Consider the following 26,099-nt stretch of genomic DNA (forward strand, 5'->3'; position numbering starts at 1 on the left):
AAGCCGGGGGATTGCCGCCGGCTTTCCTCATTTAATCATGCCTAAGAGTCACATTCACACCTTAGTCCTAAAAGCAATCTACGACTAACTCGTCTTTTGTCCAATCTCGCGGAATGCCTGCTCGATATCATCGATTAGCGTCTGCGGATCCTCCAGGCCGATGTACAAACGGGCTACCGAAGGGTTATTCCCCGTCGAATTACGGCCCGCCGGCGTTGAGCCAACCGTCACCAGACTCTCGAAGCCGCCCCAGCTGACCCCGATCCGAAAGTAACGCAAGGCATCCGCCCATTTCTTCAATAACGCTACCGGCACCTGCGTCTCGAAGGAAAATAGGCTGCCGTATCCGTCTAATTGTTTGCGGGCTAGCGCGTGCTGCGGATGGGAAGGCAGGCCAGGATGATTCACCCGGTTCACAAGCGGATGTTTCTCTAAGTATTCCGCGACGATTAACCCGTTCCGATGATGTCTCTCCATCCGCAGCGGCAGCGTTCGCAGCCCTCTGATCATGAGGGAGGCCGTATGAGAAGTCATGACGCCTCCCAACAGCATATACCCTTTATTGGCAATTTCGTCGATCAGGTCCGCGCGTCCGGCCACGACGCCACCCAAGCAATCGCTATGTCCGGAGAAATACTTGGTCATCGAGTGAAGCACGAGATCAATCCCCCAAGCGAGCGGACGCTGGAAGCATGGCGTCGCCCAGCTGCCGTCAATCATCGTTAGCGCGCTCGTCCGCTTCGCAAGCGCCGCGACCCCTTCCAGATCCTGCAGCTGGAACAATCCCGATGTCGGGCTCTCCAGATAGATCAGACGCGTGTTCGGCCGCATAGCGGCTTCGAAGTCGGATAATAGACATCCGTCGACATAGGTGACTTCGACCCGGTACCGATTGGACAATTCGTCCAAAAACTGCCTTGTCGGGCCATAGGCTTGATCGACGCAGATCACATGGTCGCCCGAGCGCAATAGCGCGTGCAACGAACCGGCGATGGCAGCCATCCCCGATGCGAAGCAGCGCGCCTGCTCCGCCGACTCCAGTTCGGCGATTTTACGCTCCAAATATTGCACCGTCGGGTTGTTGCCTCGGGAATAGACGGTGGCAGCCAACACGTCCTTCATGGCATGATCGAATGATTCATGGTCTTCGAACGCGAAGAGGCTATTTTGATAGATCGGGATGGTAACCGCGCCGTAGTGCTTCGTATCCACCTGATCATGCGCCACGATGGTGTGCAGCCCTTCATCCATTGGTTTTCTCTCCATATACCTTCATTCCTTTGTTTGTGTCATTCCTTTGTTTGTAGCCGTGCCATCCCGCCGCTAACCTTTCTCGGCGCCTTGCGTCAGCCCTTCTACGATATACCGCTGAGCGAACGCAAACAGAACGACGGTCGGAATGACCGATAATACGGTGCCGGCGGACATCGAGCCCCAATCCACGTCAAACTTCATGACGAACGCGTTCATCGCCACAGGCAGCGTCTTTAAGTTTTCGTCGTCAATAAACATGACCGCCATGAACAGCTCGTTCCAATTTTGTACGAATGCAAAAATAAAAGTCGATGCGATCCCCGGCAGCATCACCGGAATAATGACCCTGATCAGGGCCGTCAAACGGGAGCAGCCGTCGATCATCGCCGATTCCTCCAGACTGCTCGGGATGCGCTGGAAGAACCCGCGCAGCATGATGGTTGAGAATGGGATAAGCATGACCGTATAAGAAAGGACCAAGGACAGCCGGTTGTTGATCAGGTTCAAGTCCGACATCAGCAGATAAAGCGGCGCCAGCGAAATAAAGCCAGGCAGCATTTGCGTCGAGAAGAAAGCCATCATGATTTGCTTATGCCCCCGGAATTGGAACCGGGCCATCACATAGCCGCTTAATATCGCAATACAGATGACAATGAGCGCCGCGATCACGGAAATAAGCAGACTGTTGCCGATATAGACATGGAACTTCGATACTTTAAAAATGTTGGCGTAGTTTTCGAACGTCAGCCGCTCCGGCCAATATCGAATGGGCAGCGAGAAAATCTCTGTCCGAGGTTTCAACGAAGTGATCACGATCCAATACAGCGGGAAAGCCATGATCAGGAAATAGATGGCGAGATAAAGCGTCTTCAGACTCATCAACAAGCGCGGCTTCATCTAGAAATCACCTGCTTTTTCCGACTTCGTCGCCAGCAAATAAAACACGGTATACAGCATGAGAATGAGGATCATGATGACGCCGATTGCCGATGCCATCCCGTAATCCCCGCCATAGATAATCTTCTCCAGCATGAGCGAAGAGAGAATATGGGTCGTTCCGGCAGGACCGCCATTCGTAAGGCCATAGATGATGGATGGATCGTTGAAGATCCAGATGGCCCGGAGCAACGTCGTTGCGATAACCGTCGGAAGAATATAGGGGAACGTGACGTTAAAAAACTTGCGCAGCCCTCCGGCTCCATCCATCTCCGCCGCCTCGTACAGATCGGCAGGCACCGATTGCAGCGCGGCCAGCAGCATGATCGCGAAGAAAGCGACACCGTACCAGACGTTCGCAATGATGACCGACGTCATGGCCCACTTCGGATCGGAGAGAAAGCCGATGCGCGTCTCGATCAGCCCCGTCCGCAGGAGCAGATCATTTATGACGCCAATCTGCGAGTTGAACATCCACTTCCAGATCAAGCCGATCAGAAAACCCGACAATGCCCAGGAATAGAATACGAAGCCTTGATAGACGCCTCTTCCTCTGAAGCTCTTCCGCAGCACGAGGGCAAGCGACAACCCGATCAGAAACTGCAACACAAGCGAGAAGAACACCCAATACGCGCTGTTCTCGAGCGCCGCAAGAAACTTCGCGTCTCGAAACGCGGTTTCGAAATTTTGCAGTCCGATAAACTGAACGTTCGTCAAATCAAACAGCACGTAATTTTGAAACGCCATCACTACCCCTTGCATGAAAGGATAGAACGTAAACGCCAGCAACAACGCCAAGGCAGGAAGCAAACTCAGTACGATGTACTTTCGCTGCTTGCTCACACCATCTCACCTTCCCCGCTAGTAAAATGCGGTGGGCGAATCGCACGCCGCCCACCGCGTATATCGGTTATTTGTTCAACTGTGCTTTCGCTTGCACCCAGTAATTGTCCCATTCTTTCAGCGTATCTTCTACGCTCGCCTGACCCAGCAGCATCCGCTGTCCGGATTCCATGGCGACCGTGCCCCATTGTCCGTTGGCCGGATATTCGAAAGGCGGCTTGAAGTTAACGAACGTATCCGGCTGATTCGTCATATCCAGCAATGTCTTGTAGGGCCCGCTTTGGAAAAAAGCGTCCTCCGTGGCGGAAGAATGAATCGGCACCGTGCCGTGGCTCTTCGACAGCTTCGTGTTCTCTTCCGGCGAAGACAGGAAGCTGATCAGCTTCCAGGCTGCTTCCTTGTTCTTGGAATAGGCGGGGATGCCCCAACCCGCTCCGCCGGCGGAGATGAGCGCTTTGCCCTGCGGTCCCTTCGGCATCGGAGCGGTCGCCCATGTGCCTTCCTCCATGCTGTCGGTCAACGACTGAATCACATCCGGATCCTGCAATAGGAACGCCGTTACGCCGGATGTAAACGCTTGCACTTGTTCCTGGAAGCCCCAGTTAATCGAGTCCGGCGGAGAACCTTCCTTATACAATTTCACGTACTGTTCTACCGCTTCCTTCGCTTCAGGAGACGAGTAGATGGTGCCTTCATCCTTCAGGAACATCGCGTCATCGATGTTAATCTTCTCCGAGCTGTAAGCCTGGATCATGGTATCCGGAACGGCGTTGGCGCCGGATCCTCCGCGGAACGAGAAGCCAAAGCGATTCTTGGAAGGATCGGTCAGCTTCACGGAAGCGTCCACCAACTCCTGGTAGGTTGTCGGAACGGCGATTCCCGCTTCTTTCAGCCAATCCGCTCGATAAAACAGCTGCCGCTGATAGAGTCCATTCGCGATAAAATACAGTTTGTCGCCGACGGAAGCGACGGATTGGGCGACGGAGGTGACGGTGCCAAAGTCATCCCAGCTTTTCGCGTATTCGTTTAGCGGTTCTACGTAGCCATTGTTCACGAATTCCGCCACGTTGAGGTCGCGAACCTCAAGCACATCAAGCTCTTGTTTCGCATTGAGCATCGTTCTTATTTTGTTGTCCGCCTGATCGAACGGCGGCGAAATCAGCTCGACTTTGATGTTCGGATTCTGATCCATGAATGCCTTTATGCCTTCTTGAATGATGGCCGTGCGGTTAGGGCTGGTCAAACTTTCGATCATGCGCAGCGTGACGACCTTGTCGTCCCCGCCATTCCCGTTCCCGGATCCGGACGAGTTGCAGGCCGTCACGGTCAAACTGAGCGTCAAACCAATCATCGATACGGTTAACAGCGATTGCTTCCAAGACTTATTCTGCATTGGAATCCCCCTCAATGAGTATCATACTGTATACCTGTCTGATAGGTTTAAATATAGGGAGGGTTTTACAAGTTGTCAATATCTAAATTTTCCGTCAATAATCCTTTATGGTCTCTTCGATAATATCCATCATTTTGTTAAATTCATTTAGCGCGTGCTGACAATCGTGATTTGCGATACCGTCGAATAAGGTACGGTGGAACGGGTACGTATTATCGAACAGCTCCTTCACCCCGAACGGGCCGGAAAAGAACTTTTTGATCAACTCCGATATGGATTCATACACGCTGTGCAGCAACGGATTGCCTGCGGCATCGTAAATGTGCTGATGGAATACGTAATCGATCGCCGACGTATCCAGACCTTTCTGCTTTCGTTCGTCATATTCTGCCAGGCAAGCTTTCATCTCCTCGATCTTGCCTGCCGTGATCCGTTTCGCGGCCAGTTCGACAGCCTTGCCCTCCAGCGCCCTTCGAACATCCAAAATATCGAGCAAAAACGATTTCTCGTTGTCTATTTTCACTTTTCCGCTATATCGGTAGGAGCCGGAGTCGCTTACAAATATGCCTTTGCCGTTAACGACCTTCACGATTTCAGTCGCTTCCAAATATCGGAGCGCTTCGCGCAAAGAGGAACGGCCTACCCCAAACATGCGAACGAGCTCGTCGACGGACGGAAGCTTGTCTCCTTCCGCCAGCCCTTTGTCGGCAATATATCGGATGATTTCTTCCGACACGAGTTCGTGCACATGCTGCTTTTTGATGATGCGAACCATATATTTCAACCATCCTTTATACCTGTCAGATAGGTGAATATTATTGAAATATCTTTGAAATGTCAACTAACCGCGCTAGCTCGCGACCCGCATCTCCGCTGGCGTCGTCAACTATGCATCAGGAACTCGCATAACGACAGCTAACGACAAAGTGCTTAACAAGGACTCACTCGTCCTAGTTAAGCACTTTGCTTTGTCCTATCGGCTTACCTATCCGCTTCGCAGCGGCGGCTGTTCATTCCCACGTCACTCGCAGCGACTGCCCGGCCTGAATCGTGATTGGATTCGGGAATATCAAGGCCCCCTCAAGAAGGACAGACGATTGTTCACCGCCCTGGTAGACCGCTCGGCAGCGGTCAATTCCGCTTAGCTGCGGCAGCTTGAACACGTTCAGCGTGAGATGTCCGGCAAGAACTTGAAGCTCCGCGCCCGATGAGTGCTGTTCGAAAACGCCCCAGCCGCTGCCGATGGACCAGAACGTCCGAAACTTTCCATTCTCGGCTCGAACAGGCGCGAAGCCGATCATTCCCCGGTTCAAGTCGTATTCGAATCCGCTGAACGATAACAGCAGCGAGTAACTGGCCATCGACCGCGCATAGTTGGAACCGCATTCCATCTCATTCCACGGATTTCGCTTCTCCCCGTCATACCGGTCCCGGATGGCGGAGACGATCGCTACGCCTTCCTCGATCATCCCCTCTTGAATCATATGCGAGGCCGCTTGGTATTCGAATCCGGTCATCGTCTCCGAGGCATAGGTGAGCGGAACCGCCGGCCGCTGCGTACCTTCCGGCCATGTGCAGATGACCAGCCCCGCTTCGTCGTTAAGCGAGAATAACCGCCAGGCGTTCGCCTCGTCGCGCATCGATCTGAAATTGTCGGCGTAGAGGGAACGCAGCGCCGCCTGCGTCTTCGCCGGGTCGAAAATCTCGCCAAGTCCGCATAGGTTGGCATGCCACTGCGCGATCACCTGATCGATGACGCAGCCATCGCCGATCTGATATTTGATCTCGCCCGTCTCCTCATTCCAATAATCCGCCACGGCATTATCACCGGCTAATGATTCCCCGTTGTCGTATATCTCCAGAACGCGCCGATCGCTCAAGTCAAGCCGCTGCGTATAGTAACTTCCGTTGAAGAGGTGCTCGTCGACCCACGCTTTCCCCTTGGCGAAGAGTGCCCTATACTCGATTGCTCTCTCCGCCTCGCCGAAATGTTCCGCCATCTCCGCGCCGGCCTTCAAAGCGGCCAGATAGAAGCCGCTGAGCCAGGCGTTCGGTCCGAACAGCTCCATATCCAGCGTATGGTGCTGCCGTCCTTCAAGCACGCCGTCCTTGTCGGCATCCCAGCCATCCGGGTTTTCCTCCGACCACGCGTATTCGATGGACTGTTTAATCACGTCCCAGTGCGAAGCCAGCCAGTCATGGTCGCCCGATATTTTCCAATCCCGATACGCCTTAATGACGCCGCCCATCTGCCCGTCAACGCAAGCGCGGAACGGCTCGGGTTCCCGCCCGACCGGCAGCATCAGCCGAAAAGCCATGCTCCCGCCCTCGCGATAATTGTAGCGGAAATCAAGCGAGCGCATGCTCCGCTCCAAGGAAGGGAATAAGAACGGCAGCGCGTAAGCATAGTTCCACACATGCGTACAGGAGCCTTCGCAGCATCCAACATCTTCGATGCACCCTTCGAAACCATAGAAGGAGCCGTCCGTTAACCGCAGACAAGCCGCCGATTTGAGGACGGATAGATTTGCCGAGACGGCTTCCATGATGACAGGCGGAACCGTCGTGGAGAACAGCGCGGTCTGGAAATCTCGCGTCGCGACTTCCAAGCGCTCCCATTCCCGAAGCGCATATTGCGCGCTCGCAAGCGAATCCAAGAACAGCCCGGCATAATAATTCCGCCACGCCGTTGGCTGAACCGCAGGCTCCGGATTCCAATGGTTGATCACATTCGGGAAGTTCCAGCTTAGTACGAATCGCACCTTCCGTCTCTCGCCCTGCGCAAGTTCCATATGGGCCGCGAGCGTTGCATTGTCTTGGTGCCGCTGCGGGGGCTGCTCCGGCAGATAGTTCCGGTTGGTCAGCATGCCTGGCTTCGCGAAATCCCGCCAATACATCTCGAGATTGTCGAACCAGCCTCCGCGATACCAGAATTCCTGATAGCTGACCGTTTCTTCTTGGACAGCCAGCGTGATATCGCCGAATCGCGGATCATCCTCCGCATACTGCGCACTGCCTAATTTCAGGCTATGTACCCCTTCCGCGAAATGATAAGCATGAACAATTTGCTCCGTTGGCTTCGGGTTGCAAGCCGTGAATGCAACGGTATAGGTAACGGGATGCGGCAGCGGATTCTCCAACTCCACTTCGAACATCGCGCATGGAATGCTGGAATCCTTGTCGTTCAAAGGGATAAACGGGTTAAAAGCGGTAAGGTTCACTTGGCCCGGGAAACGTTCGTCCGTAAAGGCAAGCTTAGCAAACGGGAAAGCGCCTTCAAACTCGACCTGTCGAAAATGCGCCATGCCTGCCAGCGTATTGCTTTCCGGTCCGAAGCCATAACCGCTGTGCATCGCTCCGCCGCGAATAGGCTCGCCCATATAAGGCGCGGGATAATCCCCCTGCAGCACCCTCGCATCCATCAGCTTCCCGTCGGCCTCCGCCTTCACCGCGATATGGCTGAATCCGCTAAAGCTTCTTTTGTTCGGTGAATTGAAGATTTCCCAGTCCACCAGCCTGCCATTGCCTGCTAATCCGATACTGCCCGAGCCGATTCCCCCCAGCGGGAAAGAAATCTCTCTCGTCTGGTTTCCCCGATACGTTTTGCTCATCGTTTCCATCGTTTACCACCCTCCCTCCCCCCCATCATAACCAGCCAGCTTCAACGTGAACAGGGACTATTGGCGGGGACTCCATGCTCTTGAGAACGGGCAGCTTCCGGCGCCGGTTTCGGCCCAAAGCCAAGACCAACCTCTACTTCGCGGAGCAGCGCATATCCTCCTTCTGCCTGGCGATATAAGAGCGCAAACTCCCTCGATACATCGTTCGCAGCGCTTTCGTCTGCTCGAAATCATACGGGGTCGTGAGCTCGGACGGTTTGGCGCTGATGGCGATCCCGTTCTCCTCCAGCATCGCGGCGACGAATTGCGTGCAGAAGTAAGCCCGCTCGCGTCTAATCCGCTTCTTGAGCAGAATGCCGAACAAGCCGAGCAGATTATATTTGTACTGGTGCTCATTTCTCCTAATCTCTTCGATTCTGGACTTCATCCGCTCGTACGATTCCCTGTCGACCTTGCAGTAGAACACGGCGCACGTGGCGCCATCGAACAGCTCTCCCCGTACATCTTCCCGTACGAAACCGCCGATCCACGGGTTCTTCGGGCATTTGCGGCCAAAGCTGTACACTTCCTCGAGCGACGGGTCCAGCGCAATCGAAGCATGGTTCAACGACACCTTGGTGAATAGCTTAATGAGCCTCGTGAAGATCGTCCCCGTATCGGTCAGAAGCACGTATACCTTCAAGCTCTCTTCCATAACTTTCTCCCCTAGCACTAACGTTATGCTTTAAGGATAAGGGATGGAGCCGGTTTCGGAATCGCTCTGGGGAACGGTTCGATGCTCGACCGCAGACGGGTACGATGACAAGTCGCAAGATCAGGGTAAGCCGTCGATAGACAAGGCGAAACGGCTGTCGCCGTCTTTTAGCGGCGCGTTACGTTCCGAAGAAATGCAAGATGACTTATATGCGTGAAACATATAAATTCTTTGTATTTCAAAAAAAAGACTCGCGGCAACGGGCGGCGAGTCCAAAAGTTTATATGTTTAAGGGGGTAGCTTTAGTATAGGCTTCCTTCATTAACGCAGTGTGAAGGCAACATTTCAATTGGATTACAATTGATGCACGCGCCATATAAACATTCTTAAGCAGTCCAGCCTATGCTTTTTAATTGATCTGCTTGGCTCGTTGCGGAATAGGAACAATAGGCTTAGTCAGCGCCACCGTTTGAATGATCGCTTCGGCGGTCATCCCCCCGTTCACATTCGCTATGCAACGAATGGTCCCTGGCGTCCTCGTCGCCTGGATATATACGGCGCCTCTGCCGGCTTCCAGGCTGAAGGGATTCTCGCCGATCAATCTGCCCGGCCCCTCGACATGGAAGGAAACCGCATGATGAGCAAGCTGAAGGGTCTGCCCTTTGCCGTCCTGCAAAGCAACGACCACGCGGGTGCAATCTGCGCCGTCGGCGATAAGCTCGCGATCATCCGCCAGCAAAGCCAATCGATCCGGCATCCCCGCCGGGAACAGCTCGTGCTCGGCTACGGGGAGACCGCCAATTTTGCCAACAACCTTGAGGCTCGTTAGCAAACTCGACCCCCATTCCCACCAGCTGCAGCCGGTGAACATAACCGGCGGATGGGGCAAGTTGGGGTAATTCACATAGTCGGGGCGTTCGGAAGCAACCTTAACCCCATTAACAAACAAATCCGCTTCTTCGCAATTCGTAAATACAGGCACGACATCCCCAAAGTCCTCATTAAAGGACGGAATCAAATAACGGGCGATAAACACGACCGGCTGCTTGACAGGCTCCTGTTGACTGCGGTAAAAGTGTCCGGCAAACTTGGGCAGCCGGAAAATATCGCAGACGCCATGATAGCAAATGCGATCGCCGGAACCGAAATCCTGATGCGTATTATAGTCGAACGCGCACCAGCCGGCTGCTCCTGCAATATGAGGGACGCCATATTGCCCATTCTGAATCTGGGCATGACCGAGCGCATGCTTAATTTGCCGTTCCACATTGTCATAGGACTTCGTCGGATACATATGGCCCATGTATTCCGTAATGAGATACGGCGCATGGTTAGGCGGAAGGATTTTCCCCTCTCGATTGCGCGTGAAATCGTTGTACGTAAACACATCTTCCAGAAACTCGCTGTTCTGTAGGGCACGCACGCCGCCGGTCGCCCGTGACGGATCCAGCCGGCGAGCAAGCGCGTTCGTGCGCAAATATAATTGGGCGTTGTCCGCCGACTCATTGATACGAACGCCCCACAAGAAGATCGAGGGGTGATTACGATCGCGCACGATCATCTCTTCCAGCTGAACCAGCGCTTTGTTCTGCCATTCCGCATCGCCGATATACTGCCAGCCCGGCAGCTCTTCGAAGACGAGCAGACCAATCTCATCGCACCGGTCGAGGAACGATGGATCCGCAGGGTAGTGGGAGGATCGAACAAAGTTCAGTCCCAGCTCCTCTTTTAAAATATCCGCGTCTTTGCGTTGTCCCCTTTCACACATGGCTCCGCCTAAATAGGGGAACATCTGATGTCGATTTAACCCTCGCAATTTTAAGGGTTGACCATTGAGATAAAACTTCCCGTCTTTGCGGAACTCTGCGCATCGTATCCCTACTCTTGTCGTCAAATCATCGTAATCAACGCTCTCCTCCCCCATGTCGCGCAAGGTCGTCCTCACTGCGTATAGGTAGGGATCGTCGAGATCCCACAAATGCGGGTTGTTCACCTTTAGCGCCATTTGTCTAACTTCCGACACCCCGACCTCGGCTGCGATCGGTACAGCGACTTCCTCCACCACATCCCCCTCTGAATCGAGCAAGGAGGTTTGAAGGATCAACGTTCTCGCTTCCCCCAGGTTGCGAATTCGAAAGGCGCCCTCCATCCAGGCTTCTTGCGAAGTCACCTCGTTCCACGCATAAGAAGCCCATTCGATATACACCGCGCTCGTCAGGATGAGTCGGACATTCCGATACATGCCGCCAAACAGCATATAATCGACCAAGCGCCCTTCTGGCGGAATATCCGGTCTGCATGTCGAATCAACTCTAACCGCAATTACATTGGGCTCTCCAATTACAACCCATGGACTGATCTCGAATGAGAATGAAGTATAGCCGCCATGATGCTCGCCGACGCAATGGCCATTGACATAAACCTCCGCGGCGGACATCACGCCATCGAACTCCACAATCAGACTTTTGCCCGCCCAATCCGCCGGAGCCTCGAAGTGACGGCGATACCAGGAAACAAACTGATAGTCCTTCTCGCTAAAATAGTGATGAGGAACCAGCTTATTCGTGTGCGGCAGATGGACCTCCTCGAAATGATCATCCCTGTATTCCCTGTGCTTGCTGCCGGGTTCATCCTCGGCACAGAATAACCACTCCGTGTTAAAATTCAAAATTTGTCTCATCATGAAAGATTCCTTTCTATTCAAATTGCCGCAGCACGATGAAATCGCGCAAAAAGGCATATGCAAGCGTGTGAAGACCGCGATCCACTCACGAGCGTTGCATATGCCATTGTGTCAGCTTACCAGCTTACCGTCCGCTTATTTCTTCATATTCGTCGGCCAAACGAATTGAACGCCCAGCGCTTTCTTGGCTTCCTGGAATTTCGCGTTCTGATAGTCGTACAGCTTTTGATAGCCAAGCTTTTCTTCTTGTGCAATGCCTTCTTTGTAAAATTTATCTAAATCCTCCGGAGATTTGGCGAGAATCATTTTCGCTCTTGTTTTGGCGCGGACCTCTTCAAGTTTTGCGCTAATCCCCGCTTCTTCCGTGCCGCCAAGCGGTGCGGTGTTTTCGAATGCAAGCATATCGTACGTGTATTTACCGAAATGTTTGTTCGATTTCAAACCTTCCGTTTCCAGCGTGCCGGTTACGGGCAGCGTACGTTGAACAGGCATATAGCTAATCAGCCAATTTAACGTTCCATTGCCGTATTTTAATTTCGCTTTAGCGGCGTCCTCGTCTCTAGCCTTAATAAACTCATCGCTCAATTTCACCTTGCCATTCGCATCGTAATCCCACGTAATCCCTTTTGGCCCGTATGTCACATTCAGGTTCATCTCTTCATCGGTAAGATAATTCATAAACTTGACGATCCGATCTTGGTGTTTGGCTTTGCTGCTAACCATCGTTAGCGTCCACCCGGAAGCCGCTACCGGATCGACGATCGGCTGTTTGCCTTGGTCGCCAATTACCGGTCCTACGGCAACGAAGATCGCGTTCGGATCTTTGGCATATAAGCCATCCCATTTAATCGTTTTCTTCGAAAGCGCAAAGACGGCTCCGTTGTTCACTTTCTCGGTAAGCTGTGCCGTATTCAACGTTTGACTATCCTCCGGCAGCAAGCCTTCGTGATATAAACGGTTAAGGAATCGATACGCTTCCAATGCTTCCGGCGTTCTTTCGCGATCGACCAGATTTCCTTGCTCATCTTCACGCGGACTGCCGAAGAAGCTTGAGATCACCCAGCTATCGAAGTAGGCGGGTGCCACATCGAAGCCGTTATATTTCGTCTTCGAATCTTTTACTTTACGCAGAGCCGCGACCAGCCCTTCCTTCGTACTGAAGTCCTCCGGTTTAATGCCAAGCTGGTCCATGATGTCTTTCCGCGCGAATAAGCCTTGGTTGCTGTAAAGGGTATCCCCTGGTTTCCTGTTTTCTTTGGCCCAGAAATAATTGGCGTACCCATAGAAATGGCCATCCGGATTACGGAACCAGTCCTGCATGGATTTCGGCACATTAAACGACGGATCGTATTGCTGAATCAATTCATCGAGCGGCGCGACCAGGCCGGAATTCTCGAGGACGCCTCGCTGCGGCGCCGTCTTATCCACCGTAATCATATCCGGGATATCTCCCGATGCGATAAGAGCGCTTAATTTATCATTATTTCCTGAAGTGAATTCGATGGAGACGCCCGTATCCTCCGTAATTTTTTTATCCAGCGCGTTGTTAACCGGATCCCAATTTTTCTTATAGGATTCATCCGCGACAAACCACGTTACCTTGATGGGGGTTTTGTCATCCGGATTTGCCGAAGCTGCCTCCGACGACTTGGGCGAGTTCGTTGCCGTTTCCGTGCTCTTTTCTGTCGAACAGCCTGCAAGTAAGCTTCCAACCAACATGGTGACAATACCCACTCGGACAAAATTGCTTTTCATTTGCTCTGCCCCCTCGAGAGTGATGAACTTAACCTTTCACGGAACCAATCAGCACGCCTTTAACAAAGTACTTCTGCAGGAATGGATAGATCGCGACGATCGGCGCCGTGGCGACAACCATCATGGCCAGCTTTAACGTGGCGGAGCTAACCTGCTTCGCTTCTTCCGGCATGGCGCTCATCGCTTGCTGACTGAAGGATTCTCCATACGAAGCATCGGTCACCATCCGCATCAGGACGAACTGAACAGGCTCCAAGGATGATTTCGTCGTAAACATCATCGCATCCATGTACGAGTTCCAATGGTGCACCCCGCTAAACAAGGCAATAGCAGCCAAGACAGGCGTTGTCAACGGTATGACCAGCTGAAGCAAAATTCGATATTCCCCCGCCCCGTCGATCTTGGCCGATTCGATAATTTGTTCAGGAATCGTTCGGAAGAAGGACATGATGATAATCATATCCCAAACGCTGAACAAAGAGGGAATGATATACACCAAGAAATTGTTTAACAGGCCGATTTCTTTATACAGCAGGTAAGTTGGAATCAGTCCGCCATAGAAGAACATGGTCGTGAGCATGATGACGAGATATACGTTGCGGCCCTTTAGCCCTTTTCGGGACATGCCGTAAGCAACGAGCGCCGTAAATGCGACATGCGTGGTCATGCCGATCAGCGTTCTGCCAATCGTAACGAAAAAAGCGTGGTAAATGGTCGTATCCGAGAATACGGCTTTATAGTTCGCGATTGTAAACTCCCGCGGCCATAAATATACGTTTCCTCGCAAGTAATCCAACCCGTCATTGAATGAACCGACTACGGCAAACCAGAACGGAGCCAGCGTTACGAATACGACTGCAGACATGAACATAATATTACCGACGTCAAACCATTTGTCCCTTCGGGAACGGATCTTCAATTTGTGTTCCTCCTTACACGCTGGGATCCTCTTAGAACAAGCTGTTGTCTGTCACTTTGCGGGATACATAATTAGCGGCGAATAATAGAATGAGGGCAACGACCGATTTCGCCAAGCCTACCGCAGTCGAATAGGAATACCTCATTTGCTGGAGACCTACCTTATACACATACGTATCGATCGTTTCGCTCACATCCAGATTCAGCGGATTTTGCAGGACCATAATCTGTTCGAATCCCGTGTTCAATATCGAGCTTATCGCAAAAATGAGCATAATGACGACTGTCCCCATAATTGCCGGGAGCGTCACGTACCACATCCGCGCAAATCGGCCTGCACCGTCGATCTTGGCTGCGTCATACATTTCCTGGTCGACGCCGGCGATTGCGGCGATATAGATAATCGCCCCCCAGCCAATCCCTTTCAATATCTCGGCGAGAACCATGATGATCCAGAAGAGATGAGGCTTTGCAATGAAATTAATCGGTTCATCGATGATATGCAAACTCGTAAGCAAGAGATTCAGGATCCCGTTCGATGGCGATAGCACCGTCAGAACTAATCCGCCAAAAATGACCCACGATACAAAATGAGGCAGATACGAAATCGTTTGGACGATGCGCTTGAATCGCCTATTATTCAGCTCGTTTAGAAAGAGCGCAAACACGATGGGTGCTGGAAACCCAAAAATCAACGCCAACAGATTCATCGCCAGCGTGTTCCGCAGTACATTCAGGAAATTCGGATCATTCACGAATTCTTGGAAATGCTTAAACCCGACCCACGGCGAATTCATCACGCCCTGGAAAAGATCGTAATCCTGAAATGCAATCAGAATGCCATACATCGGCATATACGAGAACAGCACCAAAAACAAGATCCCCGGCCATACCATGCTTTGCAGCGCGAACTGGCTCTTGAAGCGCGGCCATCTGACCGCCGCCGATAATCGTCGTGCCCGCACACGTTCTTGCGCATCTACGGCTCCACCCACTTGACCTTCCTCCCCGATTCACCTGCCCTAAGTCGTGATAACTAAATGACAGCGTTCTCAATAATGTTACTGTACTTCTGCTATAGCAAAGCAGCTTCTGAAGCATATTCTCACTATACATTTTGAAAGCGCTTATAAAAATACCGCCATTTTAGTTTTGATACCTTCATTTGGTCTCGGCCCGATGAACGAAAGGTTTTGCAAGTCCGTTGTCGAATACCTCCCTACAATCCTCTTTTGAGAAAGAAGGAATGCGGTTGCAATGTTTACTTTTCACTCCGTGAGCATCAAAAGCAAAGTGACGCTTGCCTTTATTTTCTTCATCATTATCCCCTTCGGTATGCTTGCGCTTTATACGTATAATCAGTCCCAACGCTCCATTCAAGCGCAGTTAATCGCCAATTCCCAAACGACCGTCAAACAAATCAAGTACACGATCGAAAGCAAAATCGACTCCATTGAAAGCGTTAGCAACAACATTACGTATAATTATCGTCTCCAACTCTTTCTTGGCGAGCCTTATTCCTTGGAGAAAGATTCTTTAGATACGTATTTCAACTACGCGGCTCCCCTTGTTAACTTTGCGATGTTATTCCAAAAAGTAAACATCCATAAAATCTCCGTTTATAGTAACAATGAATCCATACCGGAAGGCTTTGGTTCCTTTTACTCGGAGCAGAAAATTAAAGAAGAGACCTGGTACGAGGCTTTCATGGCCTCGGACAAGAAGTCCCTCTGGGTGCTGAACACGAATCAGGCAGACGGCAGCGATATTTTCCGATACATCCAAAAAATGATCTCCATTGAAGGTCATTACCTAGGCATTACGATCGTTGACGTGCGCTCCGTCGATTTGCTCGAACCTGCGGAGAGCCCCAATATCGCGAATCAGCCTGTATATCTAGTAGATGAACATCATAACGTCATTCCCCAGGGAAGCGAGGATGCCCTTCAAGATTTGGATCAGATAAGCCCTTCCCTCCTCGCGCGAGGCTATGCCAAGGAATCCGGCTTCCTCTATGTCGCCGAATCGTTAAAAGGCGTCCAGTATAGGGTCATCATGGCGATCCCTCTCCCGCCGCTGCTCGGTTCCTTGCAACTTGCGGCCAATCTCGCTTACATCCTTACGTTCATTGTCCTATTGATTGCTTTTTACTTCGTCCTCAAGATGACGTTAAGCAAAATGAAAGCAAGCATTAAACAGATGGATCTAGCCATTGCATCCGGGTTTCAGCCCATTCCGAATGTACGGAAGGACGAGTTCGGCGTCATCACCGAGAAATTCAACATTTTGCTCCATAAAATCAACCTGCTGCTAAGCGATATGATCAAGAAGGAGACCCTGCACAAGGATGCGCAGCTCATTGCGCTGCAGTCGCAGATCAATCCGCATTTTATCTACAATACCTTGGATATCTTTAGCGCCAAAATGGAAATCGCCGGTCAGTATGATGTGTCCGATGCCATGGCCGACTTTGGTAAGATGATGCGCTATAACATGGACGGCGACGCCAAATTCGCTACGCTCCAGGATGAGCTTGGTTATCTCGCCCAGTATATGAATCTTCAAAAGCTCAAATTCAGCGAACATATTCATTTCCGGGTCCACGTACCGAGCGACCTTCTTTCCACTCGGGTATTGAAATTTATTTTGCAGCCGATTGTCGAAAATAGCGTGAAGCATGGATTCGCGAAGCGGGACACGCTGGACATTGATATTTATGCCAGCCAAGAAAACGATTTCTCCATCCGTATAGGCGTAAAAGATAATGGCGCCGGCATCAGCGCTGCTCGGCTGGAGGAACTCAATCTTCAATTCCGCACTTCCGTGTATCCTGCCAAAGGGGAGAACGACCGGGAAAGCATCGGTCTGGGCAACATCAATGAACGGCTGAAGTTATTCTATGGCGAGCATTATCCCTTACGGTTACGCAGCATCGAAGGCCAGTTTACGGAAGCGATCCTAACTCTTCCTTATGACGCGAGAAGAAACGAGGCGAATGACGATGTATACCCTATTAATAATTGATGACGAAGAATTAATCGGCAGCGGCGTGAAAGCCAAGCTGGAGCGGGCTAATGTAGCAGGCATACGGGATATCCATGTCGCGGACGGCGGTATGCTGGGGCTTGCCATGGCCAAAGCCTTACAACCGCATATCATTATTACGGACATTCGGATGCCGGAGTTAGATGGGATTCAATTGATTAAAGAGCTAGCTCCGCTGCTGCCGCGCGCCAAATTCATTATGTTGAGCGGTTATGGCGATTATTCTTATGTCCGCGAAGCATTCAAATACGGCGCGCTCGACTACTTGCTGAAGCCCGCTTCCTCCGATGAGCTTGGCAAGCAAGTACAGTCCGCGATCGCGAGCATCGAGAACGATCATCGTAACGACCGGCTCGCCGCACGAAGCCTCACGGACGCAAGGGCGCTGCTAACCGCTCGATTGCCCCTCGTGATCCACGGGACGAACGTTGCGGCGAGCAGCAAGGATTCCGAGTCGCAGCAATCGCTCGAAGCTTACTTTTCTCATCCGCTGTTTGCCGTTTCCTTGCTGTCCTTCGGCGACGTTACCTTTAGCGAAGAGCATTTGGATACGGTAAGCGATTGTTTGGAACGATGTGTGCAGGACGATAATTTAGCGCCGGATCTGCGCTTCCTGGCCTTTCATGACGGGCAAGGACGCGTATCCCTTGTATTGAATTATGCGGCATCCGTTTCCTCGGAAACCGTTCAAGGCGTGCTTGGCCAAGCGGTTATCGCGCTGCGGAAGAGCAATCCGCGACTTCCCGTCGCCTCGATCAGCCAATCCGGACGGGGCTTAGACCATTTATCGCGTCTATACAAACAAGCGCATCAGACGATGGCAGAGCGGATTTTGCGGGAACCAAGCGATGTCTTCGCGACGGTTGATCCATGGGGCAGGACGGATGCTTGGCTGCCTGGCAAAAAGGAACTGGAGGAATTCAAGCAAGCTGCCGAGAGCCTGCATGCGGAACGAATCGGCCTCTGGGTGGACCGCCATCTAAGCGATTCATTGCGCCCGCGGATGTCTTTGGAGCAGCTCAAGTCGATCTATGATCTGGCGCTTTCGGAAATCCATCGCCATGTCCATGACCGGTTTCTGTTTGAAGAAACCGAACGCGCGGCAGCTTTCGACACCATTCACACGTTAGGCGAGCTTCGGCATTATATAAAAAGCTACGCCGCCGATACGAAACGTCTGATCTCGGAGCATGCTCACCTGGGGGATACGGTCATTACCGTAGCGGAATCCATCGTACGCCAGCATTACAGCCGCGACCTGCAGCTGGCCGAGGTGGCCAATCGGGTATCGATGAATTACTCGTACTTCAGCAAGCTGTTCAAGGAACGTACGGGGTTAACGTTCACGGCCTACTTAACCAAAGTTCGCATGGAAGAGGCCCAAAAGCTGCTCAAAAACCCCACCTTGCGGATCAATGAGATCTCGGAAAAGGTAGGGTATAGCAACCTGTATCATTTCTCCCGCGCGTTCAAAAACTACTTCGGCGTTTCGCCGAAGGAACATCGGAAAACGATGTAAGCTGATCATGGAGCCCGCCATGCCGCGAGGCTCTTTTTGCTTGTAGCAAAACCAGATAAAGCAGAAATTGGAGTGCAGCGTGGTTCCGTTCACGGTAAACCGGTTGAAAAGCCAGCCCCCTTCGGGGGACTGGCTTTGGCTTAGTAAAAGTATGATTCGTTTTACAGCAAGCTGCTTCCATCACTTTTCATCGTAACGTAGTCATCCAGAGCAAGTCAGCTCTAAGGGAGGATCGCTCTAACCACCACATCGTCAAAATAAGCCTTCTGGTTATGGCTAAAAACGCCTATTTTACCGGCAGTAAAGCTGGAGTCCGTCACGGTGACAAAAAGCTGACCGTCTATATAAGCCTTTAATACACTGCCATTTACCTCAAAGCTATACGTATGATAATCGCCGGCTGTCGGTGCCGTGGTCAGCGATGTTGATGCAAGCATTGTCTCTACTCCATTCTGAAACTTGACGATATTCACTCTTTTGTAGTAGTAATCATAATTCATGACGTAATAGTTTCTCCAATCGACGTACCTTGCGATCAAACCCATTCGACTATTCCAGCTATCCACCTTTCCTTTGGCCTCGACCGTGTAATTGGACCATGTGGCGAGTCCCGCATAGGACTTGGTGCCGCCTTTGTCCGCATTATCGGAAAGGTAGGCCTTAGAGCTTCCATCCGTTACAACTTTGAACGTTCCCCATAAGGAATCAACCGACCAGTCATTCGCGTTGCCATCTTCAAAATCATCTTGAAAATAGTTGCTGCTAGTCGCGGCCGTCACCTCGTTGCTTGCTTCCGAAAGCCGCCCACCCGGGTCGACTGCTTTGACCGAATACCGATAGGTTGTTGCGATCGTCAGGCCCGTATCCTTATAGTTGTTGACCACTCCATTCACCGTGGCGATTTCTTGTCCGTCGCGATAAATCTTATAGCCCGACACGCCCGTTTCATCCGAAGACGCATCCCATGCGAGATCCATTTGACTGGAAGAATTCGACACAGCGGACAAGTTTGAAGGGGCGGTAGGAGCCGTTGCGTCGTCATGGCGGACAAGCACGTTATCGAAGGAAACGTTTCGGCTGGAGCTGGTTATGAGGCCTGCTTTTCCGCCATTATAATCAGAATCTGTGGCGCTGATCGCCAATTGGCCGTTCAGATACCCTTTCAATGATGTGCCGACGGTTTCAAACCTCAGCTTGTAAGTCGTTCCCGCTTCAACATTTGGAAGTCCGTCCACGGACTGAATCACGATATTCTCGTCGTTCTGGCGCTTCTCGATCTTCGCATTGCCGGTGTGTGCATGGTACGTGAATGCATAATAATTGCCGCTATCCGCATACCGCGCGATGAGACCGAGGTCTCCACCGTCAGCTTCCTCCTTGACGTCAGCTTCTACCCAATAATCCGTACCGTACGTTGCATCGGCCACGGATATTCCCGATTTTCCGGACAGATAGTTGGAGGAGTCGCCATCGTGCACGGTGCTCCATTGTCCTTTTAGCGGACTCCAGCCGTTTGCGTTGCCCGCCTCGAAGTTATCCGCATAGCGTGCATCATACACAAGCTCGAAAGCGAAGCCTTTATCCGTATCAAGTTGGACGAACAAGTCGTTTCCTGCGGCGGTCACGGGGATTTCCTCCAGCCGTACACCGTTCGTCGCCAGCTTGTAAGCTTTGTACGCTGCCGGCAGGAGTGTCGTCTTCAATTGGAATTCCATTGTCCCTTTTTTGGCAAGTGTCGGCAATTTCCCTCTTACATAGGTCCGCTTTCTGCTATCGACAGGATCTTGAATCGTATCTTCCCCTGTCGCCGCTGTATCGGTTGTATGGATGACCAATATTCTCTCGCTTTTGTCGAGCGTTTGATCATCAAGCGCAGCTGCGGATACGGTTCCTTTATCCACGCTTGCCTTCACGGATACAGGACCCAGCTCGAATACGTTGTTATTCAGCGTTCCTGCAGCTCCGATCACGTAAGGGGTATTGATTAGGTACGTATTTAAATTAAGATCGAAAATAAGCTCACCCGTGTCCGAAACCAGCTTGTTTTGATTCAGATTAGCGAGCATGCTGGTTTTCAGATCGACATCATCGATGGCATTGATAAACGTCTCCGCAACCTGCTTTAAGGTCATGCTATTCGTAATGGTAATCTTATTCTGGGCAGGAATATTACCGCTTGCGATTTGCTCCGGCGTAAGCTCAGGCGTGATTTTATAAATGGCATACGGTTCTCCGGGCTTATCTGCGTACACGGTAACCATCTTGAACAGATGCGGAATGTACATCCGATTAATCTCTCTATCTTCATTCTCCGTCGATGCCGCACTCGTTTTGACCGATGTCTTATCCCTGACAATGACGAATCTAGGCTCGCCTGCCGTGATGCGACCTTTACGGAAAACAAGGTTGCTTTGATATTCGGACATCGTTACCAAGGTATCTGTTAGCGTATCGAATGAGGTAAACCCGCCCAAAGTTGCACTTTGTTGCGTAGCCTCTTTTACACGGGACACATATTGAAACCTGTTTACCATATCCCAGCCATTGTAGGCGCCGGTCGCGGCCGTGATCAATCCAAGGTCGTCTCTTCCTTTAGTCGGAAACTCCTGATTATACTCCGTTAAGGCAAAAGGCTTCTGGTACAGCTGCCCAAGCGCAAGACCGGGAATATAATTTTTAAATATCGTCCCCCCATATTGCGGCACATAATTAGCTGCCGATTCCGGAGCAAATATCATACTGTAACGAGGATGTGACGCCGGGGTAAACGAGAATGATGCTCCCCTTCCATCCACAATCCCATTATATAAGTGTGTTTCATGAACATCTGTCTGCGTGCGCCAGTAGTTGGCCAACGAATCATTGATGTAGTTCATTCCTCCGATGGGCGCCTTGACGCCAATGACATCTTTTAGGAAACTTTTCATTTCATTATGGGAAGATACCGTTTTTTCTGTGAAGTACTCGGCAAGATCATTACGAATATTCGCAGGTGCACTCCAAAACAAATTTGGAAATGTTGTGACAGTAGGACGTCCTTTACCGGCCAGAAAGGTATTAAAGTCTGTAAGTAACCACTCTTTTACATTTGCGTTTGAGAAGTTGGCATTATACAATATTGATTCGTTCATGGGAGACACGCCCATCAAGATCGGATCATCCTTCAAGGCAAATCCGGTGTATGGATTAACATGAGTAAGCAATTGCTGTGCGAATGATTGCCAAAGCGCTTTTCCGTCCGGAAAAAGCGTTGCCATATATTTGGCTCCGAATGAGCCGTATTGGCTTAAGCTGGGTACGCCTGAAAAATCCGCATAGGCCAGAATGTCGATATCGACATAAATGCCTCGCTCCTTCAGCAAATAAATGAAGTACTCGAAATTATCCAGTTTGACTGGATCCAATTCAACCGTGGTGGATGTAGGTTTCTTCATAAGTCCTTTTGCCCAGTCAACATTTTCGTCAATGGCATGAAATCGCGCCGCATTATAACCCATAGCAGCAACCCGGTCGGCGATGATAACCATTTCCTCCTTGGTTGGGTCCGTACCATAGCTGCCGACAAGATTGGTACCGTAGAATTTTACTTTTTTATTGGGCTCATCCGTAAAATAATAATCGCCATCCGCATCAATCTTTACGAAGCCTTTGTCTCCAGCCGGGGTTGGATTCATATCGGACAAGTCGAGCGCACTTCCGGGAGCTACCGCCAATGTCGTATCAATCGCTTTCCATGTGCTGTCGGCAACTATGGGAGCTGCACTTGCGGTAAGGTCCGACGTACCTGCAGCCCCTAATAATTGCAGGAGTAACGCACTAACCAGCGGAACCGAAACCTTCGTAATCGTTCCTTTTCTCATTCTTCAATCCTCCTGTGCACTTTTATTACAACCCATGCATGCTTTCTCGGCAGCGTCGCCGATCTGTGCGACATCCCCCCCATAACCTGCGGTAGCAAAACCGATTCGGAAGCGTAAATTTACTATACGTTTTGTAAGCGCTTATAAAAATATCACCATTTTTGTTTTGATACCTGCATTTTGGATGCCTTGTCAGCAAGGCTGGCCTTTGGCACCCTTTGTCGGATCCGTTTCGAACAGGTTGAAATGAGCAAGGTTCTGCCGTGAGCTTCTTGGCATCCTGCCGCATCATTGGGGCTCGAATTTGACCGCATCCGCAATCACGAATCCGTTGGTCCCTGTATTGCTGATGACTACATTTCCGGTTGTCCCGGGATTGAACTGATAACTCCCTAGGAAGTTCCATTGCCCTCCGTTAAGCTGCTGATTGACGGTTATACTGGCCTGGCCGCCCGCGTGGTTGACCTTAACCGGGACATTGGTGGCTCGGGTCGTACCATCGCTCCAATACAGGAACACCTTATAGGTGCCTGCCGCTCCAATGTAAGGCGTATAGGTGACGCTGCTGGATCCCTTCGCTGTATTGTCGTCATGCAGATAGTCCGCACCAATTCTTTGGCTGCTGAACGAACTTGGTGTCCATGCCCCTGTGATCGTTACGCCTGTTGAATCCGTGTTATCCATGATGATGGTCCTCTTGACAAATTTGACTGCATCGGCAATAACGAATCCGCCAGTCCCTGTATTGCTAATGACGACGCTCCCCGATGTACCGGCGTTGAACTGGAAATTACCGATTTTATTCCACTTTCCTCCGTCTACCTGCTGGTTGACATATTCAGTGGTTGGCCCCCCTGCGTGATTGACGGTTACGGGTACGTTGTTTGCTCGGGTCACACCTTCGTTCCACCACAAGTACACATCATAAGAGCCTGCCGATAACATGTTAGGTGTATACGTGATGCTGCTGGATCCCTTCGCCGTATTTCCGTCATGCAGATAGTCCGCCCCAAACTTTTGGCTGCTTAGCGTGCTGGACGTCCATGTCCCTACGGTTGTCGCATCACTGTTATCCATCAGGATCGTCGTACCGTAGTCGAGCTCAAAGGCAAAGCCTTTGTCCGTATCCAGCGTAACCGACAGCACCGGACCGTTCACGGTCACCGGGATTTCCTCCAGGCGCGTACCATTCAGCCCAAGCTTATACGCTTTGAATCCGCTGGCCGGTTTAGTCGTCGTTAACGCGAACTGAGCCGTTTGCTTCTTGACCAGCGTAGGCAGATCGCCTTTGTAATACTTGGTTTCACCGTTCGCCAGATTAACATAAGCCTCGCCGGTAGCCGCTACATCGGTTTTATAGATAAGCACCATGCGTTCGCTGTCCTTCAGTTCCTTTCCGTCCAATGAGGACGCAAAAAAAGTACCTTTGTAGACATCGCCGGTCACGGTCGCTTGCCCGAGCGCAAACGTGTGATTATTCATCGTTCCCGCCGCGGCAATCGCTTTCGGCGTGTTCACGAAGTAGGTGTCCAGGTTGAGATCAAAGGTTAACTCCCCGGTGTCGGACAGCAGCTTATTCTCATTCAAGGCCGCTAGCAATTGCGTCTTCTTGTTCACATCGTCCAACGAATTGATGAACAGCTCAGCCATCTGCCTGTTCGTCAAGGAAGACGAAATCGTCAGCTTGTTGGCTGCCGGTAGGTTGCCGCTGGCGATCTGCTGCGGTGTGACGTCCGGCGTAATTTTGTACACAGACAATGGTTCATTCGGTTTATCTGCATACACGGACACGGTCTTGAACAAATGCGGAATGTACATCATGTTCGAAATATAGGCGTTGGGTTCGGAGGCTGCGCCTTTGCTGCGGGCCCCTGTGCGATCCCATACGAACACGAATTTCGGGCTTGCTGCCTGAACCGCCCCATTGCGGAATAAGAGCGCCGCTTCCGTCTCCGACATAATGGCAAGCGGATCATTCGCAATCGAGAACTCCTCAGGGGCACCCAGTCTTCGAATGTTATACGCATCCCCGATATCCCGTCCGAAGGAGAAGCGGTTCATCATGTCCCAGCCATGATAAGCCCCGGTTGCGCCAATGAAAATCCCAAGGTCTTCACGCCCTTTGACAGGCTGGGTATCCTGAAACTCGGTCAGCAGGAATGGTTTGGCATACGGCTGCCTTAAAGACAGCGCAGGATAGTACGAAATAAAATGGCTGTCCATCGCCCACTCCTTCGGATAATTGGCAGCTGTAGCGCTATTGAACGCCATGCTAAGACGAGGCTCCCTCAGCGGATGATACTGGTAACCGCCCTTCCCATCCGGATCGGTAAATCTTTTGTTTGAAAATTGGTAATACGAATGCATTTCAAACACATCGGAAGCTTGATCGCGCCAATAGTTCACATTCGGGCTGTTTAGGTAATTCAATCCGCCAATAGGCGCTTTAATGCCGAGTTGATTCTTTAAATACGCTCTCATCGCATTAGAGACCGTAATGGTTTTATCGGAATAATATGCACTAAGTTGGTCCTTAAAGTCCCCCCATGCATCCCAATAGCTGGTAATACTAGTACTTGGCGGAAAGCTAGTGATAGGCGGTTTCCCTTGTGAGGCCAGGTACTGGTTGAAATCTTGAAGCATGTAATCGCGCAAATCCTGCTTCATGACTGTGTCCTTAAAGCTCATATTCGGGAGTAAGGCTTCATTCCACGGGCTGACACCGATCAGAACGGGATCATTCTTCAAAGGGAGTCCTGTATACGGGTTCACATGTGATAGCCACGTGTCGGCAATCGCCTTCCACATATCCAACGCAGCCGGGATTATCGGAAGCAAATACGGCGAATTATACCCCTCAGCATATTGGCCAAGCCCCGGTATATTTTTAAAATCATACAGGTGGAACAGATCGATCGCCACATAAATGCCCTTGGACTTCAGCTTCGCAATAAAATACTCCAATCGATCCAGTTTATCCGGATTCAACTGGGGCGTTGTCGATCCATTCTGGACGAAAATGCCCTGCGACCAGCTTACCATGGCATCGGCCGGATGGATCCGCACCACGTTGTAGCCTAACCGTGCGAGCCGGTCTACGGTTTTATCCGCATCCTCCTGGGAGCCGTAGTACATATTCCAGGTTACATTGGCTCCGTATAACTTCACCTTTTTGTTCGGTGCCAGCTCGAAGGTGTAGTCTCCGTCAGCTCCTTGTTGGATAAAACCGTACTTTCCTGCCGGTGCATCATTCATGCCGGATAAATCCAGGGCGCTGCCGGAAACCGTTATCGGCTGCGTTGTATCGATAGAATTCCATCCTTCATCTGCCTGAGCAGTTGGGGTTTGGCCCAAGAACCCGCCGACGCCAATCACAGAGAGCATCATGGTCAAGATAACGAAAGAGGTCCAGCCCTTACGGATCGATGCAACCATCATCAATTCGCTCCTCCATATCGAAATTACAGTCGGTCGATCCCTCCATTTCTCCAATAGCACAGTGCCGGGCTTTCGGGCCCGTGATTTTTACTTGAGCACGAACAATCGGCTTCTACAGCTTGATTACGACTTCAGCGGACA

General features: G+C 51.2%; 15 protein-coding genes. 2 read left to right on the top strand and 13 right to left on the bottom strand.

Annotation, left to right across the window (positions count from 1 at the left end; all coding sequences use genetic code 11):
• Window positions 1-84: 84 nt before the first annotated feature.
• From BCM02_RS10935 to BCM02_RS10985, 11 genes are all read right to left on the bottom strand, one after another.
• A complete protein-coding gene (locus BCM02_RS10935; RefSeq protein ID WP_246183315.1) occupies window positions 85-1,266 on the bottom strand; it encodes a trans-sulfuration enzyme family protein in 1,182 nt (393 codons plus the stop codon).
• Between the two features lie 57 nt (window positions 1,267-1,323).
• Window positions 1,324-2,151: a carbohydrate ABC transporter permease gene (locus BCM02_RS10940; RefSeq protein WP_148929102.1), complete on the bottom strand. Its 828-nt coding sequence runs from the start codon at window positions 2,149-2,151 to the stop codon at window positions 1,324-1,326.
• The gene (locus BCM02_RS10945) at window positions 2,152-3,033 is read right to left on the bottom strand and encodes a carbohydrate ABC transporter permease (protein ID WP_148929103.1); all 882 of its coding nucleotides are present in this window, start codon (window positions 3,031-3,033) and stop codon (window positions 2,152-2,154) included. It abuts the gene before it with no gap.
• Between the two features lie 67 nt (window positions 3,034-3,100).
• On the bottom strand, window positions 3,101-4,426 hold the full coding sequence (locus tag BCM02_RS10950; protein ID WP_148929104.1) for an ABC transporter substrate-binding protein: 1,326 nt from the start codon (window positions 4,424-4,426) through the stop codon (window positions 3,101-3,103).
• A gap of 94 nt (window positions 4,427-4,520) precedes the next feature.
• Window positions 4,521-5,201: a FadR/GntR family transcriptional regulator gene (locus BCM02_RS10955; RefSeq protein WP_148929105.1), complete on the bottom strand. Its 681-nt coding sequence runs from the start codon at window positions 5,199-5,201 to the stop codon at window positions 4,521-4,523.
• 235 nt (window positions 5,202-5,436) lie between these two features.
• Window positions 5,437-8,046, bottom strand: a complete 2,610-nt coding sequence (locus tag BCM02_RS10960) for a GH116 family glycosyl-hydrolase (protein WP_246183316.1) — start codon at window positions 8,044-8,046, stop codon at window positions 5,437-5,439.
• A gap of 133 nt (window positions 8,047-8,179) precedes the next feature.
• Window positions 8,180-8,740: a hypothetical protein gene (locus tag BCM02_RS10965; protein WP_148929106.1), complete on the bottom strand. Its 561-nt coding sequence runs from the start codon at window positions 8,738-8,740 to the stop codon at window positions 8,180-8,182.
• A gap of 409 nt (window positions 8,741-9,149) precedes the next feature.
• The gene (locus tag BCM02_RS10970; protein ID WP_148929107.1) at window positions 9,150-11,423 is read right to left on the bottom strand and encodes a glycoside hydrolase family 2 TIM barrel-domain containing protein; all 2,274 of its coding nucleotides are present in this window, start codon (window positions 11,421-11,423) and stop codon (window positions 9,150-9,152) included.
• A 135-nt stretch (window positions 11,424-11,558) separates the two neighbouring features.
• Window positions 11,559-13,178, bottom strand: coding sequence for an extracellular solute-binding protein (locus tag BCM02_RS10975; RefSeq protein WP_148929108.1), 1,620 nt, complete (start codon window positions 13,176-13,178; stop codon window positions 11,559-11,561).
• Between the two features lie 28 nt (window positions 13,179-13,206).
• Window positions 13,207-14,097 carry a carbohydrate ABC transporter permease gene (locus BCM02_RS10980; protein ID WP_246183317.1) on the bottom strand — a complete coding sequence of 297 codons (891 nt, stop codon included), beginning with the start codon at window positions 14,095-14,097 and terminating at the stop codon, window positions 13,207-13,209.
• A gap of 31 nt (window positions 14,098-14,128) precedes the next feature.
• Window positions 14,129-15,091: an ABC transporter permease gene (locus tag BCM02_RS10985; protein ID WP_246183318.1), complete on the bottom strand. Its 963-nt coding sequence runs from the start codon at window positions 15,089-15,091 to the stop codon at window positions 14,129-14,131.
• 298 nt (window positions 15,092-15,389) lie between these two features.
• Between BCM02_RS10985 and BCM02_RS10990 the strand changes: the two genes are divergently transcribed.
• The gene (locus BCM02_RS10990) at window positions 15,390-17,120 is read left to right on the top strand and encodes a cache domain-containing sensor histidine kinase (RefSeq protein ID WP_187434146.1); all 1,731 of its coding nucleotides are present in this window, start codon (window positions 15,390-15,392) and stop codon (window positions 17,118-17,120) included.
• On the top strand, window positions 17,098-18,660 hold the full coding sequence (locus BCM02_RS10995; protein ID WP_187434147.1) for a helix-turn-helix domain-containing protein: 1,563 nt from the start codon (window positions 17,098-17,100) through the stop codon (window positions 18,658-18,660). The genes BCM02_RS10990 and BCM02_RS10995 overlap by 23 nt, the downstream gene beginning before the upstream one ends.
• A gap of 221 nt (window positions 18,661-18,881) precedes the next feature.
• Here BCM02_RS10995 and BCM02_RS11000 read toward each other — a convergent pair whose 3' ends face one another.
• Entirely contained in the window at window positions 18,882-22,520 is a 3,639-nt protein-coding gene (locus BCM02_RS11000) for a 3-keto-alpha-glucoside-1,2-lyase-like domain-containing protein (protein WP_148929111.1), read from the bottom strand.
• Window positions 22,521-22,808: 288 nt separating this feature from the next.
• Complete coding sequence (locus tag BCM02_RS11005; protein WP_148929112.1) at window positions 22,809-25,958, bottom strand: golvesin C-terminal-like domain-containing protein; 3,150 nt, start codon at window positions 25,956-25,958, stop codon at window positions 22,809-22,811.
• Between the last annotated feature and the right edge of the window lie 141 nt (window positions 25,959-26,099).

The organism is Paenibacillus methanolicus, assembly GCF_008124765.1.
Lineage (GTDB): Bacteria > Bacillota > Bacilli > Paenibacillales > Paenibacillaceae > Paenibacillus_Z > Paenibacillus_Z methanolicus.

Coding starts and splice junctions, on each gene's coding strand:
- BCM02_RS11005 (WP_148929112.1), bottom strand. CDS start 25,958: ATGATGGTTGCATCGATCCGTAAGGGCTGGACCTCTTTCGTTATCTTG.
- BCM02_RS10950 (WP_148929104.1), bottom strand. CDS start 4,426: ATGCAGAATAAGTCTTGGAAGCAATCGCTGTTAACCGTATCGATGATT.
- BCM02_RS10975 (WP_148929108.1), bottom strand. CDS start 13,178: ATGAAAAGCAATTTTGTCCGAGTGGGTATTGTCACCATGTTGGTTGGA.
- BCM02_RS10960 (WP_246183316.1), bottom strand. CDS start 8,046: ATGGAAACGATGAGCAAAACGTATCGGGGAAACCAGACGAGAGAGATT.
- BCM02_RS11000 (WP_148929111.1), bottom strand. CDS start 22,520: ATGAGAAAAGGAACGATTACGAAGGTTTCGGTTCCGCTGGTTAGTGCG.
- BCM02_RS10965 (WP_148929106.1), bottom strand. CDS start 8,740: ATGGAAGAGAGCTTGAAGGTATACGTGCTTCTGACCGATACGGGGACG.
- BCM02_RS10995 (WP_187434147.1), top strand. CDS start 17,098: ATGTATACCCTATTAATAATTGATGACGAAGAATTAATCGGCAGCGGC.
- BCM02_RS10935 (WP_246183315.1), bottom strand. CDS start 1,266: ATGGAGAGAAAACCAATGGATGAAGGGCTGCACACCATCGTGGCGCAT.
- BCM02_RS10970 (WP_148929107.1), bottom strand. CDS start 11,423: ATGATGAGACAAATTTTGAATTTTAACACGGAGTGGTTATTCTGTGCC.
- BCM02_RS10940 (WP_148929102.1), bottom strand. CDS start 2,151: ATGAAGCCGCGCTTGTTGATGAGTCTGAAGACGCTTTATCTCGCCATC.
- BCM02_RS10955 (WP_148929105.1), bottom strand. CDS start 5,201: ATGGTTCGCATCATCAAAAAGCAGCATGTGCACGAACTCGTGTCGGAA.